Below are 17,567 nucleotides of genomic sequence, written 5' to 3'. Positions count from 1 at the left end.
AATTGTACCAATGAAGTATCCAAAGTGCAACAATAATCATTCATTATAAGTATTCTCATTGAGAAATACAATAGCTTTTTAGATATCTGATATCCTTTGAACTTTTAAATCCATTGAGTATAAACCTATTGGACTCGTTACATAATTTGAGATAGTGGAATGTTGTTCACTTCAAATCTTACTCTCTTTACTTTATAAATTCAACCTCTGGATATAGTGTTGATGGTGAATCCAATAATGGTTGAGGGATATCTTTTAAATGAAGATCAAAGAATGATGCTATATAGTTTCTCTGCGCCTCAAACACTTGATCAGGGTCAGCAGTACCGATACTTTGTTGAATTACCCTTGGCGAAATACTTAACTTTCTATTAAGTTGCGGAAAAAGAATCTGATAATCAGTAAAGGTATAATGTGCTCCATTGGGTATGGCAAGGTCCAATTTCCATCCAGTTGAATTCTTCCAGAAAGAATTTCTATCCTTTGCAGTGAGATGGGAATCTACTTCTCCATCATCATTATAACCTGAGTTCATAAGCATAAATGGACGGTTTAAACCATACTCAGCTACAGGAAGCAGATAATCAGGCATATATCCCAAGCTACCATCCATATCTATACCTGCATCTACCCTATCATCTTCATACATAACTTGTGCAGAAGTTGCGCCACCAGCGGAATGTCCAAATATACCTACCTTCGTAAGATTTAATACTTTATCAAGACCCGTAGGCAATCTCCTCTGTTCATAATCAGGGTTTTTACCATCCTGTATTGCAGCAAGCTGATCTAGTACATATTTCATATCATCAACTCTTACATCCATCATCTTAAGCACGGTCTCTGCGTTCATGTCTTTTAATTTCCCAGTTTCAACACGTCCATCTGGAAATTCAACTGCAGAAGTTTCATATGTGTGGTCTACTGTAACCACTACGTAGCCTCTGCTTGCTAAATCTTCCACTACTGCAGTACCAAAATTTCTTGGAACTGTACCTCCTGGAGAATATAAGATTACCGGCCACCCTTCATCACTGTTTGCAACTAGTGCATTAACCCATGCATTTGTAACTATGCCGGATAAGTCAATTTGTCCAGGATCTAATCCAATAGTTGTAACAGTGTTTTCATCATAATGTTTAGCTGCTCCAGGTTTCATATACAATGCTTTTTCTTCGCTCTCTCTCTGTGCAGGATACCAGATACTTATCATAAGTTCCCTTACTTTATCCTTCACCCAAGGATCAACTCGTGTATCATCTACCAAGTGTATTTCAGTAGTACCTATCTCATACTGACCTGTTGGTTTTGGAAGTTCCAAAATAATCTTCTGGTCGGTATAAGGTTCTTCTTTCTCTACTGGTGGAGTAGTCCAAAGCAATGTTCCAACCAGTGCGATCATAAAGATCAAGACTAAAGCAACTAGTGCCCTAACTACTGGGAGAGATTTACCATTAACTATCTTAGTAGATGAGTTAACTGTAATTCCAAAATAAATTGCATATATAAAGCTAAATATAATTACACATAAAACTATAGGCTGAATCAAATTTACTCCTGCCAAATTACTAAAAAATCGTTTCAGAAAATTTATAATTGCTATATAATGTGCCACACCTATAACTAATGGTAAACCAAATATAAATACATTTTGTTTAAGTATGGACATGCTAATATCTCTATTGCTTACCCCTATTTTACTAAGAATCTCGTATCGTGATTTATCTGAAGTCACTTCAGATAGTTGTTTAAAGTAAATTATGCTGCCCGTTGCCATAATAAATACTAATCCAAGAAACCCTAATATAAACACATTAAAAGCTGCTCCTTCTATACCTAGCCTATATTCTGTATAAAATGTAGATAACTTGGATTCTGGCGTCTTGATTTCTGCCAGTGCATTTGTAGTTTTCTTCGTAGTCTTTTGATCCTCTACAACATATCCAACATAGTCTACCGTTGTACTTTGTGCTTTGAATTTACCATAATCCTCATCATTTACTACAATCATCACATCAGGATAGCTCCAATTGATTACTCTCTCAACTGTCATATCTTCAAACTCAAGAGTTATATCTTCCTTAGGAAGATTAAGAGTAATAGTCTCACCCTTATAATCAGATGATTCATAGTCCGTATACATTGGTCTTATTGCAATTGCTTTTCCATTTTCAATACTAGGTAGAGCAGTTAATCCTAAAATATTTGCAACCTTATTATATTGACCTACAGAGATTATCTTCACAGGGTTCTCATCAGCATTTGCTTCTCTTTCTGATAGTATCTTTGAACTTGAAGCTTCTCCTTTGCTTTTAATTACGGAGATTGTCGTTTGAGCAATAACAGGATGCTCTTCATCTCCTTGGATTATATTATCTACACTCCCATTAAAGGTTTCATCCTGAGAAATATACATATAACTAAAGGGTGTTGCCAATCGAGAGTTTTGTTCAAAACCATAGTACATTCCAACACCAACGCTGACGGCAGATAATGCAACTGCAGATAATAATGATATTACACTTAAGATTCTGGAATTATCTTTAATTCGATAAACTAGATTAGATGTAATTATTAAGTTCATTCCATTATAGTAGCTTTTCCTGTTGCGCTTTTTCATTTTAAGCAGCAGAACCACCGCTGAAGAGAACAGTAATATAGTTCCTAATATTATTCCTACAAGGCTTATGCTAATATTTTTAAGGACTTCTTGATTATCCGAAAACCTTTGAAATGCGAACCAATAGCCTAAGATTAAAGAGAGCACAGCCAGTATGCCAGATATAACAGATGCCTTAGGTTCCTGTTCTCCAACCTGTTCTGCTCTAAACAGTTCAATCAGTTTAAATTTATAAATCAATCTATATCCTTGAATAGACGTAAGCAAAATAATAGCTATAAATACAATGGTTGTATTAATAACAGCCTTAAGAGAAAATACCATGCCTACATCTATTACTATTCCAAGGAGTCTAACTAAAATCATGCTGAATAATCTAGACAAAAATGTCCCTACTGCAATTCCTATTATTAATACTATAATACCCATAATAAAGTTTTCATAAAATAGCATTCTACCTATAGTTTTTTTCTGTAAACCAAGAAGGGAATACAATCCTACTTCTTTTTTTCGTTTTCTTGCAAAAGTTCTATTTGAATACAGTATAAATACACTTACAAATAGTATAAGTATAACAGACGCCACCATAAAAATTGACTCCATTGCCTCTGAGGATTCTATACCCCTTGCTATTTCTGTACTATACTGCAGAGAAACGAAGGTATAATAAATAACTACACTAAAAAGCATAGAGATAAAATAAATAAGGTAGCTTTTAAAATTTCCTTTCATATTTTTCTTCACTACATCAAATAATGTCACTTGCACTTCCCCCTAACATATTTAAAACATCCAATATTTTTTTAAAAAAGTCTTTTCGGGATGTATTTCCCTTAACAAGCTCTGTAAATATATTTCCATCTTTTATAAAAAGCACCCTCTTACAATAGCTTGCTGCAAAGGCATCATGAGTTACCATAAAAATTGTTGCCTTATCTTGTTCATTAAGTGATTTTAAACTTTCCAAAAGATCCGCAGCGGACTTTGAATCTAATGCTCCCGTTGGCTCATCAGCTAATATTAATCTTGGATTTGATATTATAGCACGTGATGCCGCCGTACGCTGTTTTTGTCCCCCTGAAATTTGATAAGGATACTTTTCAAGTATAGGGCGAATACCAAACTTATCTGCAATTTCATCAACTCTGCGTTCCAGCTCTGATACATGCATTTTAGCTATTGCCAAAGGAAGCAGAATATTCTCCTTCACAGTCAATGTATCTAATAAATTATAATCCTGAAAGATGAAGCCCAATTTATTCCGTCTAAAAGCAGACAATTGTTCCTCATTCATATTCAATATATTCTCTCCATCTATCACGATATGGCCAGAGGTTGGCTGATCTATTGTAGCTAAAATATTTAAAAGAGTTGTTTTCCCTGATCCGGAAGGACCCATGATTCCAACAAATTCTCCTTCCTGAACGTTCAAGTCAATTCCATGCAAAACAGGAAAAACAGTTCCCTTTAGACCATACACTTTTTTGATCTTTCTTGCTTCTACAACTGTTTTCATATATTAAATTCCTCCATTTAAGTAATTTCTAATCCTGTTTTAATATTAGCATTATAAAATCAAATAATCCCTTTATTAACCTTACGATTTAAAAGCTCAACCTTACAATTTTGTAAGCTATTTCTAAAGCCTTACATTTTTCAGAAAAAAAGGTATAATAGATTCAAACAGTATTTTAAAGCAACTCTCAACCATTGGAGGAATAGAGATGAAGATAATGATTGTAGAGGACGAACCTATTATTAGAGACATGATTGGAGAAAGCATAAGAAAATGGGGATATGAAACTATAATTTTAGATGACTTTAGCCAGGTGCTTGAAATATTTCTAAAGGAAAATCCCCATCTTGTATTAATGGATATAAATCTACCTGTTTACGATGGATTCTACTGGTGCAATAAAATCAGAGACATTTCAAAAGTACCTATTATATTTATTTCATCTCGTAATACACCTATGGACATGGTCATGTCCATGAATATGGGTGGAGATGATTTTATTCAGAAACCCTTCTATGAGGAAGTTCTGATAGCTAAAATAAAGGCTCTACTTCGCAGGACATACTCATATACTGAAACAGTTGCTACAATAATTGAACATGATGGAATTATACTAAACCTTAATAATGGAGATGTTTTTTATGGAGATAAAAAGGCGGAACTTACAAAAAACGAATTTAAAATTCTAAATATACTTATGCAAAACAAGGGATCGGTAGTAAGCCGTGAAAAAATCATGCGCAGCCTTTGGGAGGATGAAAGTTTTGTAGATGATAATACTCTGACAGTTAATATTGCTCGTATACGCAAGAAGCTAGCTGAACTAGGCAAAGAGAACTATATTACTACTATGAAGGGAGAAGGCTATATAATAAGATGAAATTTTTAAAATATGTAGAAGATAAACGTTACTTTTTGATATTATTCATAATAATGATGTCCTTTGTAACACTTATGATGATGGTCAGTTCTAATAAAGAGCAACTTGTAGGCAATATTATATATACAAACTTAGGTTGCATATTTCTAGCATCGATCTATATTATTACAGGTTATTTTTATCATAACTCTTTTTATAAACAGCTTAATGAATTGATTAATAGTGATGAAAAAGAAATATTGGAAGCAGCTCCTCAGCCACAGAACTATGAGCAGGAGCTATATATGGAACTGTTAAAAAAAGTCCATAGTAGTTATATGGATGATATTGAAAAGCTTTATAATGAGAAAAAAGAACATCAAGACTTTATTATGTCATGGATTCATGAGGTAAAACTTCCTATTACGGCAAGCTTTATGCTTATGAGAAATAGTGCTGATAAAACAGTAGATTACCTCGTAGATAAGTTTGAAGATGAATTACACAAAATAGAAAATTATGTGGAACAGGCATTGTATTATTCTCGTATCGACTCCTTTTCAAAGGACTATTTTATTACAGAAATATCATTGAATAAGGTCATTCGAGAAAGTATAAAAAAGCATTCCAAGTTGTTTATAAATAAACGGATTACCTTCACAATATGGGATGAAGAGCAATTTGTACAAAGTGATAGCAAATGGCTTAGCTTTATAATTGATCAGATTATATCAAATTCTTTAAAGTATACAAATGATGGCGGCTCTATCTCTTTTATATTTGAAGAGGATAGTAAAGAAAAACTACTTCGAATTAAGGACACTGGAATTGGTATCAAACCTGAGGACATCAACCGTGTATTTGAGAAAGGGTTTACAGGCTCAACTGGAAGAAATTACTCCAAGTCTACCGGAATGGGGCTTTATCTTGCCAAACAAATGGTTTTAAAGCTAGGACATAATATATCAATTCAATCTGAAGAAGGAAAATACACAATGGTTAATATTCACTTTCCTAAATCTGACAACTATTATCTATTATAATTTTGTCTATAACTATCAAAAGCAGCTGATAAAGAAGCTCTAAAAACGGCTTGTTAAACCATCTTTAGAGCCTCATTCTCTTATCTTCTTTCCATCAGTACTACCATTACTTTATTCCTATATAATTTTGCAATACACTCTAAGGAACTCCTATAAGCCATATAGTAGACCCCTCTATTATCAGTGAACTTCTTGCATCCCCTACTCCACGTAAAATACCAACTAGTATAACCATTCCTAAAAAATGAACAATAAATACGAAAGAAATTATATAGAGCATTATTAAAGTACTGCTCCTTACTTCATTAGAAACATTAAACGAATCTAATATAAGGGAGATGTTAATGCCAAACTCAATCCTAAAATTATACTAACAAATATAGAAACTACTATAAACATATTACTTACAGGATTGCATATTTGAACAGCAGCTGTAAATCCTGTACCCATGGGGCCATAAACAATTGAATAAACAATGCTGGCCATTGCCCAAAATAAATCATTTAATAAAATCGGCAGAATAATCCTATAGGATTATTTGAAAAAGCTCGTATTTATATCTTTTAATCCAGTCTGGATATCTTATAATATTTTGTTCTGCCTATCCTTAACCCTATAGCCCACTCCACTCCTATATCTATAAAATCTGCAACTATCAACATAAATTATTTCATAAGCTTCATTTTCCTTCCCATATTTAGTATTACAAGTTTTACACACATATTGACTATTGAGAGTCAGATATACTTGAGAAGCATCTTCCAGTTATATTAATTCAAGTATAAAAGTAAACGTTGTATATTTATTTTCCACACTTGTAGCATATATCTCACCGCCCAATCTATCCATAATTGTCTTCGCAATTGATAGTCCTAAACCATAACCACTGATTTCTTGCGTTCTGGAAGGATCTACCCGATAAAATCTGTCAAATATTTTTGGCAAATCTTGTTTGGCTATCCCTTTCCCGCTATTTTTTATGGTAAATGTGACATGGCGTTTTGATCTTATCAGAGATATATCGATCTGCCCCTTTTCATCTGTATACTTTACGGCATTATCAAATAAAATCGTGACGACCAGCTTTATTTTTTCCTGATCGCTCTTAACGATTATGTCAGGCTCAATCAAATGGGTGAGTTTAATATCTTTTTCAGCCACTACAGGTTCCATCGATAATATTACATCATTAATTGCATCGCTCATATTAAATGTCACTTTTTGTATTGGAAATCTCACATCCTCCATTTTTGCCAGAGACAAAAGATCGTTAATAAGTTTTGTCATTCTGTCGGTTCCGATTTTTATATAATCGAGCCATTTTAATTGGCTCTGAATGGTTTCTTCTTGATTTGTCAAAAGCACATCGTAATTGGCATTTATAATTGAAAGCGGTGTTTTTAATTCATGAGAGGCATCAGCGACAAATTGTTTCTGCCTTTCCCATGCTTCGGCTATTGGCTTAATTGCCCGGTTGGCAAAATAAAGACTTATGATAAAAATAGCAAAAAGCATTATTAATCCTACAGAAAGCAATGTAATAAGCAATTGAAACAGTGTTTTCTTATACATTGTAACATCTAAAAACATTATCTGGTATTTGTTTTCCGCAACGGTATATGACTGCCCATTCCTTTGAATAACCTGCTTTTTCATTTGAGCTATGGCATATTCCCATTGTTTACCTTCCAAAGTTATTGTAGAACTGTTTTTTTTATTGTTCCAAGCAATATCGGCAGCTTTGTTGTATGTTTCCTCAGGCATATTAAAGGGGGAGTCTATTTCTAAAATCTCGCCATTTCCGTCTACATAGATACTGAATGAATAGGTATCATCTGGTGAAAACCTCCGATTAAGGGTTTTGGGTTTACTATTTTCTGTATCATCAGGCAATTCTGTTCCTTCTATTACAGTTTGCATTCCAGCTTGCAGATTTAATTTTTTTGTAATTTCTGAATTTACATTATTATAGCTAATGATATAAATGACAGCAAAGGCAGTAATCATAACTGTGGAAGTCATAGACATATTAAGAATGAGAAATTTATTGCGTAATTTTGTAAACATTTTATTGCCCATCCCTTATTGTTTTTAAGATATATCCTGCACCCCGTATAGTATGAATGTAGACGTCGGAATCCAACTGAGCCAGCTTTTTTCGTAAAAGGGATACATGTATTTCTACACGGTTATCTTCTGCATCAGTATCATAACCCCATAGCTTTACAATAATATTTTCTTTTGAAACAATCATGCCCTTTCTTTTTATTAGCAACTCCAATAATTGGGACTCTTTTAAAGTCAGTACTATCTCTTTACTTCCGCATTCGAGCTGCAGGGTATGCGGATTCAGTTTGATATCTCCATATTTGAGTATGCCATCATTTACCAATTCCGTCTTTCTTCGCCCCAATGCACGTAAACGGGCTAACAGCTCGTCAGTATGGAATGGTTTCGCCAAATAATCATCAGCACCACTGTCAAGGCCTCGCACTTTATCTTCCGTCTCGCCTCTTGCAGTTAACAAGATAACAGGTGTTTCAATTCCATTTTTGCGCAATTCCTTAAGTACGCTTATACCATCCATTTTAGGAAGCATGATATCTAGAATGATGATATCATAAATGCCTGAAAGCCCGCAGTCTAGTCCATCTTCACCGTTATACGCCAAATCAATACTATAGTTATTCTTTTTTAGGACTTGTGCGACAGCTTCCACCATATACTTCTCATCTTCAACCATTAATAGCCTCACTTGTGTACCTCCTTGCCTGCTAATTTAAACCAGTTGAAACAAGATGCCTCAAATATGCATATACATAGGAGCGGATCACAGCTCCTATGTATTAGGGAATATTTTCCTTTTTTATATCCGAGTATGTCTGTAGTTTTACATTAACTGATCTCATTATTGTAAATCTTTTTTAATCACAGAACCATCTTCGTTCACTGTTACGCCCTTAGGCGCATTCTGACTCCAACTCTTACCGCCATCAGTAGAATAGTACCTAATGCCGTCTTCCATTTTGCTCAGCATTCCGTTCCCTTCATCATCCTTCGAGGGAATGCCATTGGTAATGGTAAGCTTACCATCTTTATCGCTGACCACTACACCGTCAGGTGCATCTTGACTCCAACTCTTACCGCCATCCCTGGAATAGCTTCTAACCCCATTTTCCATCTTAACCTGCAAAGAATTCATAGAACTTGCTGCATAAACCGTTCCAACTCCTAGTGCGGCAACAAGAGCCCCGCAAAGAACAATAGCTCCCGCTTTCTTTTTTGTTGTGTCCAACTTTGACAGAATTTTTGTCATCATATTTTATCTTACCTCCGAAATTTTTTTGTAAGCAGCTGCCTTACATTTATTATCATAAACTATCTACCTTTAGCGAACCTTTAGTGAAAATTATAAATTTCACTATCTTAATAATTGCAGTTGGAGTAGGATATCCTCTAAGACAGCAATAGCAGTCTTAAAATATATATTTGGAAAGAAATCCTTAAAGTTTAGCATAAGCTTATAAGCAATATCTATAAGTCTATTTTTATAGGCAGTAAGCTCATCACTTAACTTGTAATACTGGCGACAAAGGCTTCTTAAACATTCAATATCCTCATTAGTTATATTGGTGGCTTTTAGTTCATGAAATCTGTAGAGCAGGGCAATTTTCTGGGCATCAATTTTATCATTTTTTACTTTCCTTTATTAAAGATGGCAAACTCTTAAGAAGTGCTTAAAAATCAGCTTTTGCTAAATCCTTCTAATACTTAAAAGAGCCAAGTGATAAATTTGAGTTATCTTTGGAAGAAATTATGATTCGGACTGGTAGAAGTAGATATGATGTTTAACCTTTTATACAAAGAACTGCGACTGACTACACACCCTAATCTATTTTATTTACATTGCTTGGTGCCTTAGTAATTGTTCCTGCATATCCTTATGGCATTGTGTTTTTATTCGGTTGTCTTGCACCATATATTATCTTCATGTACGGACAAGAAATCAATGATATTTATTATATTTCCTTACCTTATGAGACTCCCTTCTCGTAAGGAATTTGCGCTACAATATTATATACTTCAGTAAAAAAATGACCCACAATCATACTCACTCTTTCACTAAATGTTAGCTTTTTCTACTTTATTCCTATCATCAACAACCATCTTCGATCAAAATATATTTCATCATTTTTAATATGGGGAACAAATCCAGTAAGTTCCCCTCCTTGAATGGCTTCTTCCATCATAGTAAAATTATTTCTTTACGGGTTTTCTCTGGAGTATTGGTTAAAGCAAGCCATGCTTTTAATGATACGGGAATTTTGGTAGATTCCGCCTTGGTAATAGTATACTTATGTTTCTAAAACAATTGTACAAATTCCTGCTTACTAAGATTTTTTACATGAGAAGGATCCCCCATTATTTCAATTCTATCCTCAATCTCACGTAGCCCCTCAGCAGTAGCTTCCATATCAATTATAACTAGTTTCCCTCCCGGTTTAAGAACACGGCCCATTTCCGAAAAAGAACGTTCTATTCTAATAAAATGATGAAATGCAAGTCGTGTCAATACAATATCAAAATGTCCATCAGGAAACGGAATTTCTTCAACAAAACCATTAACAAACTCCATATTATCAATTCCACTTTTTCTGCCTCTTTTTGTCCGATCTCGAGCATGGCTGGGGTTGCATCAAGACAGATAACAGATTGCACTAAAGGGGCAACAGATCTCCCACAGACACATGTACCAGCAGCCTCCAACACGTAATCGCTAGAGCTTGGCTCAATGCTATGGACAATATAGTCTAGATATTCCTGTTTTGAAAAATTCATATTACTATCTTCAAAATTCTTTGCTTGTATAGTAAAGGATGTTTGAATATCATTAATATTTTCTGGTTTCATATTTCCTCCTTGTTTTAGTTTTTTATGTCCTTGAAGTTGTTTGCGGTATGCAATCTAAAGAATATCATCAAGAAGCACCACTCTTGACATACTTACTTTTAAACACTATAACAATATCACAGGTTAGATTAAAGAAGAATAATATTATAAAATCGTTTAATATTGCAATTTATATTAACTATTCATTTCCTTTAATAAATAGATGGATGTTTATTAAGTATCAACTTTTTTATTATTATTTTATTACAGGAATGATCTTCAATATATTTGGCGCACTACTTATTGGCATTAGCTCGTTCCATAATTTCCTGGATTATGGATGTTTTGGCATCTGCATAGTGCTGAACATGATGCCACTTATTCTTTGCCAATCTCTGCTTGACTTGTGCATATTTGTCTCGGTCAGGTTCATTGGACCGCAGCCAATCTCGAAAACGAAGCATTCTATCAATTTCAGGTGTACCTACACTAAATACATGTAGGTTGATGTCTATATCAGTGCCTTTAAATAGACGGTGTTCGAACCACTCTGGCTCTCGAATCCTTAGTATGTAACCAGCTGCCTCTAATTCCGGGACGTAGGACAATTCGTCAGCTGAGTCTTCTACAACCAGTAACATATCAATGATAGGTTTCGCACATAACCCCGATACCGAGGTGGAGCCAACATGTTCAATCTGCAATGCTTTGCTGCCGAGTACTGAACGAATCCGGTTCGCTTCCCGTTCAAAAGCTTTAGGCCAATGTGGATCATATTCAACAAGGGTGATAGGTGCATTATGTGGCTTCAATTCTCCCACTGTAAGCTTCTGAAGTTCTTCGTCGCTCCTATAGATGAAGTTATTGCTTTCTTGCTTTGATGACATATGAACTACCTCCTTCTATACCTTTTTTGCAATATAAAATACATAGCTATAATATTCCTTGTATTTTTCATATATTTCGATTTCATCCATCCCCATTTTTATGAACTCCTTTGCTTTTTCCTCATATTTATACTTTTTAAGAAAGTGATTAGTGCGTAAAAGCATTGGTCTATAATAGTGATCCATCCAGCAGCTTTCAGGCAATACAGAATGTGAAATTAGATCATATCCACATTTCTCAATTATAGATAATTTTGTATCAATTGTATCTATCTCTGGATAGGCATTTGCCCAATACTCTTCTATCTCTTTAGGGCGATTATCTGTAAGCCATGAAATTTCTGAGACTACTATATATCCATTATCCTTAAGATATTTCTTCCATTCCAATAATCCCTTTTCAAAACCAATATTATAAATTGCTCCTTCTGACCAAATTACATCAAATGATTTTTCTTGAAAATCCAAATTATCCATTAATCCCTGCTTTATCACAACTCGATTACTTAAGTTTTTTCTATCAATTTTTTCTTGCAATTTATCTAAAAACTCTTAAAGCATATCTACAGCTATTATTTGTGCCTTTGTATTTTTTGCAAGAACCATTGTCTGTGCTCCTGTTCCGCAACCAATATCAAGTATCCTGGCATTCTTACCTAATTCAGGTATATACTGCAAGGCTTTTCTAGTTGCTTCACCGTTACCAGGACCTTGTCTTTCAGCATCTTTATGAAATTCTATTACATAATCCATCAAATCCATTGTTATTCTCCCTCTTTTCTACATAGTTATTATTAAATTCATTGTAACAATGGTCATATTCACCCAAAGAAGGTATCTTTATATGATAATCAATAAAGCAAGCATTATTTCTTATCTACTATTGGCCCTAATGAATCATTCTCAAATATATTCTCTACTTCTTAATATCTTGGTAAAAACCCATAATTATATCTTGCTGGAAGTGCAAAAACATATTCGATATTGCGACCAAGTTCTCTTGAAGGAATAGGTGCTCCATTAATACTTAGTTCTGATTTTTGAATTAAATTCCATTGGTTAATTGTAAATATCATTATTGGTATATCTTGTCGTTGATTTTCTGTAATCCATTAGGATGCCTTATAGAAACCATGGAGCCAACTTCATGATTATCATCCTGAGATTCTTTTATATAATTACCTTCCCAGCTCTCTGGAAGATAAAATTCAAAACTATATTCAGTATTTTTATATACAATTGATTCTTTAAATTCATCAATAAACCATCTGTCGTTATTCTTTACTACAAATATTGTAACAGCTTGTTTTGCTGCAGATCCGCCAGTTGCCTTCTCTACACTGGTTACTTCAATTATTTCTCCTTTAATTTGGTACTTATCTTCTGAAACCTTTTTAATATCTTTAATTTCTATACGGTCTGGCCATGGACTTGAGGTTATTCTTCCTGGAGCATTTTCAGGACCGCTTTTCCACTTTTCAAGAAGTGAATAAGAAATAAATTCGCTATAGTTTTCCTCTATACTCTTGCTTGCCATGTCTTTTGGAGCGAGAAGGGATACTAATTGAAGTTTCTCACCAAAATTTCTAACTAAATTTTCTATTTCATTTATATTTTTAGTTTTAATAATCATAGCTCTTAATGAATTATCCCAATCAACTTCAGCTCCTAGGGTTTCAACAACAAAACGACCTGGAATAAATATGTCATCATCTACAACTTTAGGCTTTACACCTAATTTTATTATTTCCTCCTTTAAAGTTCCAGTAATATTTCTTAATACCCTTGCAGTATTTTTACCTATTGTTAATTCAATAATTATATGTTCCTGATTGATTTTAATAACCTCTTTTTCATCATCAAGTTCAACTTCTACTCCTAGGTTTTCCAAAACTGCAAAGAGAGGCATTAATGTATGATTATTTTCTATGAATGGTTTTGCATCTAACTCAATCCTTTTACCATCTATTATAACAGCAACACTTCTATCTTCATTGTTAATTTTATTTTCGTGACAGGCGATTGGTACGACTAAATCATCCTTAAATACTCTTATATCTTTAACACCAAATGCTACTGTTGATGTCAACATTGTTAAACATATTCCTAATACAATTGTACTTTTTATCTTTGATTTAACCATACATAATTCCTCCCAATTATCTAATTTCATAATTATATACTTTAATTTCAGTATAAACACGTTTTAAATTTATTTGGTAACAAAATGGTTAAAGAACAGTTACAGTTTATATTAATGCATCTACTTTATATCTTTCAAAAATGTTTTGGTTCTCTTGCAAATTTGATGATGATAAAAATGGAAAATATTTATCAATGACTTGAATATATCCTCTTTAATATAATTTAAATATAATAATTATCTTAAAGGACTTAAAGGAGATAAATATGGAAAATATAAGAATAATCCATCAGTTTGAAAAGGGTAACAAGAAATATATTATAGCTGAAAGTACCAAAAAATATTGTAAATATCCTAGCTGAGGGACAGTTTCAGATAAGATATATTCAAAGTATACTAGAAAAATATTTAACGGCTCATTAGATGGACATTCTCAAGAAATTATATTGATAGTTAGGAAGTTTAAATGTAAAGAAATATCCTGTAGTCAGTCAATTTTTACTGAAAGATTTGATTTTATAAATCCTTACGCACGATTACCTAATAATATTATTGAAATAATTAAGATATTAGGACTTTCAACTAGTACAGAAAAAGTTTCTAAGATAATGTTGAAGTTTGAAATCAATATTTCCCATGATACCATAATATGAATCCTAAGAAAGTTGCCAAAAGATTTAATTAGAGTAGATAAAACCGTTACTAATATTGGAGTAGATGATTTTGCTTTTAGAAAAGGAAAGGTTTATTGTACTTTAATCTGTGACCTAGATAAAAAAAGTATCAGAAATATTACCAAGTAGAAACAAATGATTTATTAGAATGGCTAAAAAATTTTCCTCACATTAAATTGGTAAGCAGGGATGGCTCTTTAACATATGCAGCTGCTATAAAGGAAGCCTTGCCAAAATCTGATCAAATTTCTGATAAGTTCCATCTGATTAATAATCTTTTAGATGCAATAAGCAATATGTGAAGAAAAAATACCCAAGGAAACCAGCAATTTCAAGTGATAGTGATGGTATGTGTAAAAGTGATATAAATAATCAAAATAGTGAAATTGTAATTGATGGCAATAATCTTAAAAACAAAGTTAGAGAAGAAAAAATAAGTTGGATCCATATAAAGAATTAATTATAGAATTATTGAATAAAGGCAATACACATGAGAAAATATTAAATATTCTCAAGAAACAAGGTTATGATGGCCAAAATCTTTAATTTCTTCTTATATAAACAAGAAAGAGTTAAAGAAAAGCATAAGTTCCGGAAAAAATACTGCTAAATATGTTAAACAGAAAGACAAAAATATATCTTACACGTTGCCACTAAACTGATCTGTAAAAACAATACAAACCTTACTAAAGACGAATCCAATATTTTAAATAAACTAAAAGAAAACTATCATGAGCTTATTAACTTAAAGAAGCTAGTTGACAATTTTAAGGATATGTTTTCAGAAAACAAATTATCCTTGGAGGAATGGATGTTAAAAGCAAGGGAGTTTAATATTCCTGAATTAAATTCTTTTATTAATGGAATTAAAAGAGATATAGATTCTGTTAAAAATAGTTTTACTAGTAGATATTCAAATGGATTATTAGAAGGAATGATTAACAAAGTAAAAGAAATTAAGCGTATGAGTTATGGCGTTTGTAAGAGAACCACGATCCTATTGACAAAGAGCCATAAAAAAATCCCCCAGGAATAAATGGGGGACTATTATCCATATGGTAATTTGTTCAATAATCATCAGTATCTATCTATTTATAGATAAAACTTCTAATTAAGTTGATTTTTTTACAATAGAAGCAAATAGTATAAAGAAATTAAAAAAAATACTATTGGCGCTATCAATGACACTATAGTGAACTTCCTATTAGAGAAATATTCTTTTAGTAAAAGAATTACAGATACCAAAATGAGACCAATGCCCATAATGACATTAAAAATTTCTTTAGGAATTAGTAGTAATTTCTTTAAAGGTATAAGCATAATAATCAATATAGCAGTTATCCAAGAAATAGTTGTTATTATCTTATTTCTCACATTTTCACATCCATATATATTAATCTATTAAATTGCTCCTATGAGGTCTGTTCTTCCTGGATCTGAATAGAAGTAATACTCAGACCACATCTTAGGCCTAGGCAGATGTAGTGTATCATCATCATAATAAGTTATTTTAATGTAATATACGCGATCTAAACCTCTCGCAACAATTACACCAGCAATTGCGGTAGCGGCAGCCCAAGTCGCAGGTCCCCCTACAAGTGCTATTATAGCCCCAGCAATAACGGATACATCTCTTACATCTGTTCCAAGTGAACCATAACTTCTACCTATTTCAACAGCATAATTAGGAGCAATGGTATTCTAACTCTTCTTCAAAAGCTAATTCTTTGCCATTTAAATACATCTTGTTTTCATTTCTATTATAAATAATAATATATTCATTTCCTTGTGAATTAAATTCTACTATAGTCTTTGCAGCAGAGTAAGTATATTTATACACTACGTCTCTTCCATCTATTTCCATGAATATTTGTCCCTTAAAAGGCTCTATAAGAGAGCTAAAAAAATTTGATGAAGCAAAACTTGTTGATGTAGAAAAAAGCATTATCATACAAATTAAAAATATGCATACACTCTTAATTCATTATATCTATTTGACAAATTTTATTCCCCTTTGACTTTAATAAAATTTTCAAGTTAGTTTTTTAAAAGTACGATTATTTCTATTCAAGTTTCGTTTATTTCCTTTTTATTTGAATACTATCAATTGTATAATGTTGTTACCCCTGTTTTTCCAGATAGTAGTTCTAAAACAACAATTATTAGTTTCAATATTTCAAATTTCATTCCAGTTGTCTTTCTACATTAAAAGATTAACTATTATGTCTAAATTAACTATATCTAATACTTTTGCAACCTATTAGATTTATTTAATGCTTTTTAATCTTTCATTGCCATCACCTCAAACAAAATTCTATATCCCATATTGATTTTCATCCCCCCCTTTGCTTATTTTTATTATTAGCTCGTTGCAGAACCCTACAACTCGCATATTTACTACATTTATTTATATTGAAATGGCTAGGATCCCCCCATTTTGGGTATATATACAGTACTAAGATGTGTATAACTCAAAACAAATAGAAAGGAGAATCCTATGCCAGTTTCAGCTAAACAATTAAACTTTACTGATATTTCTACTGAATTTGATAAGTTTTACAATAAAAATCAAAACAATTTACTTGGTTTGTTAGACCAATTCATTAATATTAGTGATTTTATTCCATTTTCTTTTTACCAAAAATATTATTCTCATTTTGGTAGAAAAAGAAATTTCTCTTTAGAGTCTATGATTAACGCCTTTATTCTTAAAAATATTTTATCTCTTCCTTCTATCGATCTATTGATTTCATTACTTAATATTTCATCTGAAATGCGTCAATTTTGTGGATTTCTCAAGGTTCCTCATAAGTCTCAATTCTCTAGGTTTAAGGTTAATTTCTTTGATGCTTTAAACGACTTATTCAATAATCTTGTTGATGTAACTGAAGAAATTTCTAAGGATATCAATCCATTTTTAGCTTCTTTTTTAATC

15 protein-coding genes and 3 pseudogenes are annotated in these 17,567 nt (G+C 32.6%); 5 read left to right on the top strand and 13 right to left on the bottom strand.

Annotation, left to right across the window (positions count from 1 at the left end; translation table 11 throughout):
* Positions 1-187: 187 nt before the first annotated feature.
* Together CUL_RS0101335 and CUL_RS0101330 are read right to left on the bottom strand one after the other, a co-directional pair.
* A complete protein-coding gene (locus CUL_RS0101335; RefSeq protein WP_025640287.1) occupies positions 188-3,382 on the bottom strand; it encodes an FtsX-like permease family protein in 3,195 nt (1,064 codons plus the stop codon).
* Entirely contained in the window at positions 3,369-4,136 is a 768-nt protein-coding gene (locus CUL_RS0101330) for an ABC transporter ATP-binding protein (RefSeq protein ID WP_025640286.1), read from the bottom strand. The genes CUL_RS0101335 and CUL_RS0101330 overlap by 14 nt, the downstream gene beginning before the upstream one ends.
* Positions 4,137-4,344: 208 nt before the next feature.
* Between CUL_RS0101330 and CUL_RS0101325 the strand changes: the two genes are divergently transcribed.
* Positions 4,345-5,016, top strand: a complete 672-nt coding sequence (locus tag CUL_RS0101325; protein ID WP_025640285.1) for a response regulator transcription factor — start codon at positions 4,345-4,347, stop codon at positions 5,014-5,016.
* Positions 5,013-6,038 (top strand): sensor histidine kinase, encoded by a 1,026-nt coding sequence (locus CUL_RS0101320; protein WP_025640284.1) that lies wholly within the window; start codon positions 5,013-5,015, stop codon positions 6,036-6,038. The genes CUL_RS0101325 and CUL_RS0101320 overlap by 4 nt, the downstream gene beginning before the upstream one ends.
* A gap of 139 nt (positions 6,039-6,177) precedes the next feature.
* Here the strand turns inward: CUL_RS0101320 and CUL_RS18770 are convergent, their stop codons facing one another.
* From CUL_RS18770 to CUL_RS17855, 10 genes and pseudogenes are all read right to left on the bottom strand, one after another.
* Positions 6,178-6,318: a hypothetical protein gene (locus CUL_RS18770; protein WP_157752600.1), complete on the bottom strand. Its 141-nt coding sequence runs from the start codon at positions 6,316-6,318 to the stop codon at positions 6,178-6,180.
* Between the two features lie 485 nt (positions 6,319-6,803).
* The gene (locus CUL_RS0101305; RefSeq protein ID WP_025640283.1) at positions 6,804-8,105 is read right to left on the bottom strand and encodes a sensor histidine kinase; all 1,302 of its coding nucleotides are present in this window, start codon (positions 8,103-8,105) and stop codon (positions 6,804-6,806) included.
* A 1-nt stretch (position 8,106) separates the two neighbouring features.
* Entirely contained in the window at positions 8,107-8,793 is a 687-nt protein-coding gene (locus CUL_RS0101300) for a response regulator transcription factor (RefSeq protein WP_025640282.1), read from the bottom strand.
* 153 nt (positions 8,794-8,946) lie between these two features.
* Positions 8,947-9,357 carry a sialidase family protein gene (locus tag CUL_RS0101295; protein WP_025640281.1) on the bottom strand — a complete coding sequence of 137 codons (411 nt, stop codon included), beginning with the start codon at positions 9,355-9,357 and terminating at the stop codon, positions 8,947-8,949.
* Positions 9,358-9,463: 106 nt separating this feature from the next.
* A pseudogene (locus CUL_RS18205) lies at positions 9,464-9,744 on the bottom strand (IS110 family transposase); the annotation flags it as partial.
* Between the two features lie 657 nt (positions 9,745-10,401).
* Positions 10,402-10,695 (bottom strand): annotated as a pseudogene (locus CUL_RS16445) (class I SAM-dependent methyltransferase); the annotation flags it as partial.
* 529 nt (positions 10,696-11,224) lie between these two features.
* Positions 11,225-11,815, bottom strand: a complete 591-nt coding sequence (locus tag CUL_RS0101275) for a GrpB family protein (RefSeq protein ID WP_025640278.1) — start codon at positions 11,813-11,815, stop codon at positions 11,225-11,227.
* 15 nt (positions 11,816-11,830) lie between these two features.
* Positions 11,831-12,352, bottom strand: a complete 522-nt coding sequence (locus CUL_RS16440; protein ID WP_201767824.1) for a class I SAM-dependent methyltransferase — start codon at positions 12,350-12,352, stop codon at positions 11,831-11,833.
* A gap of 15 nt (positions 12,353-12,367) precedes the next feature.
* Entirely contained in the window at positions 12,368-12,577 is a 210-nt protein-coding gene (locus tag CUL_RS19990) for a methyltransferase domain-containing protein (protein ID WP_201767823.1), read from the bottom strand.
* A gap of 313 nt (positions 12,578-12,890) precedes the next feature.
* Positions 12,891-13,958 carry a copper amine oxidase N-terminal domain-containing protein gene (locus tag CUL_RS17855; RefSeq protein WP_051403470.1) on the bottom strand — a complete coding sequence of 356 codons (1,068 nt, stop codon included), beginning with the start codon at positions 13,956-13,958 and terminating at the stop codon, positions 12,891-12,893.
* An 835-nt stretch (positions 13,959-14,793) separates the two neighbouring features.
* Between CUL_RS17855 and CUL_RS20055 the strand changes: the two are divergent.
* Both CUL_RS20055 and CUL_RS0101255 read left to right on the top strand, forming a co-directional pair.
* Positions 14,794-14,934, top strand: a pseudogene (locus CUL_RS20055) (transposase); the annotation flags it as partial.
* A 335-nt stretch (positions 14,935-15,269) separates the two neighbouring features.
* Positions 15,270-15,668 (top strand): transposase, encoded by a 399-nt coding sequence (locus tag CUL_RS0101255; protein WP_081722717.1) that lies wholly within the window; start codon positions 15,270-15,272, stop codon positions 15,666-15,668.
* A gap of 648 nt (positions 15,669-16,316) precedes the next feature.
* On the opposite strand, the gene CUL_RS0101245 is transcribed toward CUL_RS0101255, so the two are convergent.
* Complete coding sequence (locus tag CUL_RS0101245; RefSeq protein ID WP_005585437.1) at positions 16,317-16,496, bottom strand: hypothetical protein; 180 nt, start codon at positions 16,494-16,496, stop codon at positions 16,317-16,319.
* A gap of 633 nt (positions 16,497-17,129) precedes the next feature.
* Between CUL_RS0101245 and CUL_RS16430 the strand changes: the two genes are divergently transcribed.
* A partial coding sequence (locus tag CUL_RS16430) for a transposase (RefSeq protein ID WP_025640275.1) occupies positions 17,130-17,567 on the top strand: 438 nt, incomplete at its 3' end.

Source organism: [Clostridium] ultunense DSM 10521 (assembly GCF_000511955.1).
Taxonomy (GTDB): Bacteria; Bacillota; Clostridia; order Tissierellales; family Tepidimicrobiaceae; genus Schnuerera; species Schnuerera ultunensis.
This window is presented reverse-complemented; position numbering and strand designations above follow the sequence as displayed.

What these genes read in the sequence shown, in the direction of transcription:
- CUL_RS0101275 (WP_025640278.1), bottom strand. Translation starts at nt 11,815, where the DNA reads ATGTCATCAAAGCAAGAAAGCAATAACTTCATCTATAGGAGCGACGAA.
- CUL_RS0101295 (WP_025640281.1), bottom strand. Translation starts at nt 9,357, where the DNA reads ATGATGACAAAAATTCTGTCAAAGTTGGACACAACAAAAAAGAAAGCG.
- CUL_RS0101330 (WP_025640286.1), bottom strand. Translation starts at nt 4,136, where the DNA reads ATGAAAACAGTTGTAGAAGCAAGAAAGATCAAAAAAGTGTATGGTCTA.
- CUL_RS0101305 (WP_025640283.1), bottom strand. Translation starts at nt 8,105, where the DNA reads ATGTTTACAAAATTACGCAATAAATTTCTCATTCTTAATATGTCTATG.
- CUL_RS17855 (WP_051403470.1), bottom strand. Translation starts at nt 13,958, where the DNA reads ATGGTTAAATCAAAGATAAAAAGTACAATTGTATTAGGAATATGTTTA.
- CUL_RS19990 (WP_201767823.1), bottom strand. Translation starts at nt 12,577, where the DNA reads ATGGATTTGATGGATTATGTAATAGAATTTCATAAAGATGCTGAAAGA.
- CUL_RS0101325 (WP_025640285.1), top strand. Translation starts at nt 4,345, where the DNA reads ATGAAGATAATGATTGTAGAGGACGAACCTATTATTAGAGACATGATT.
- CUL_RS18770 (WP_157752600.1), bottom strand. Translation starts at nt 6,318, where the DNA reads ATGCTCTATATAATTTCTTTCGTATTTATTGTTCATTTTTTAGGAATG.
- CUL_RS0101320 (WP_025640284.1), top strand. Translation starts at nt 5,013, where the DNA reads ATGAAATTTTTAAAATATGTAGAAGATAAACGTTACTTTTTGATATTA.
- CUL_RS0101245 (WP_005585437.1), bottom strand. Translation starts at nt 16,496, where the DNA reads ATGGAAATAGATGGAAGAGACGTAGTGTATAAATATACTTACTCTGCT.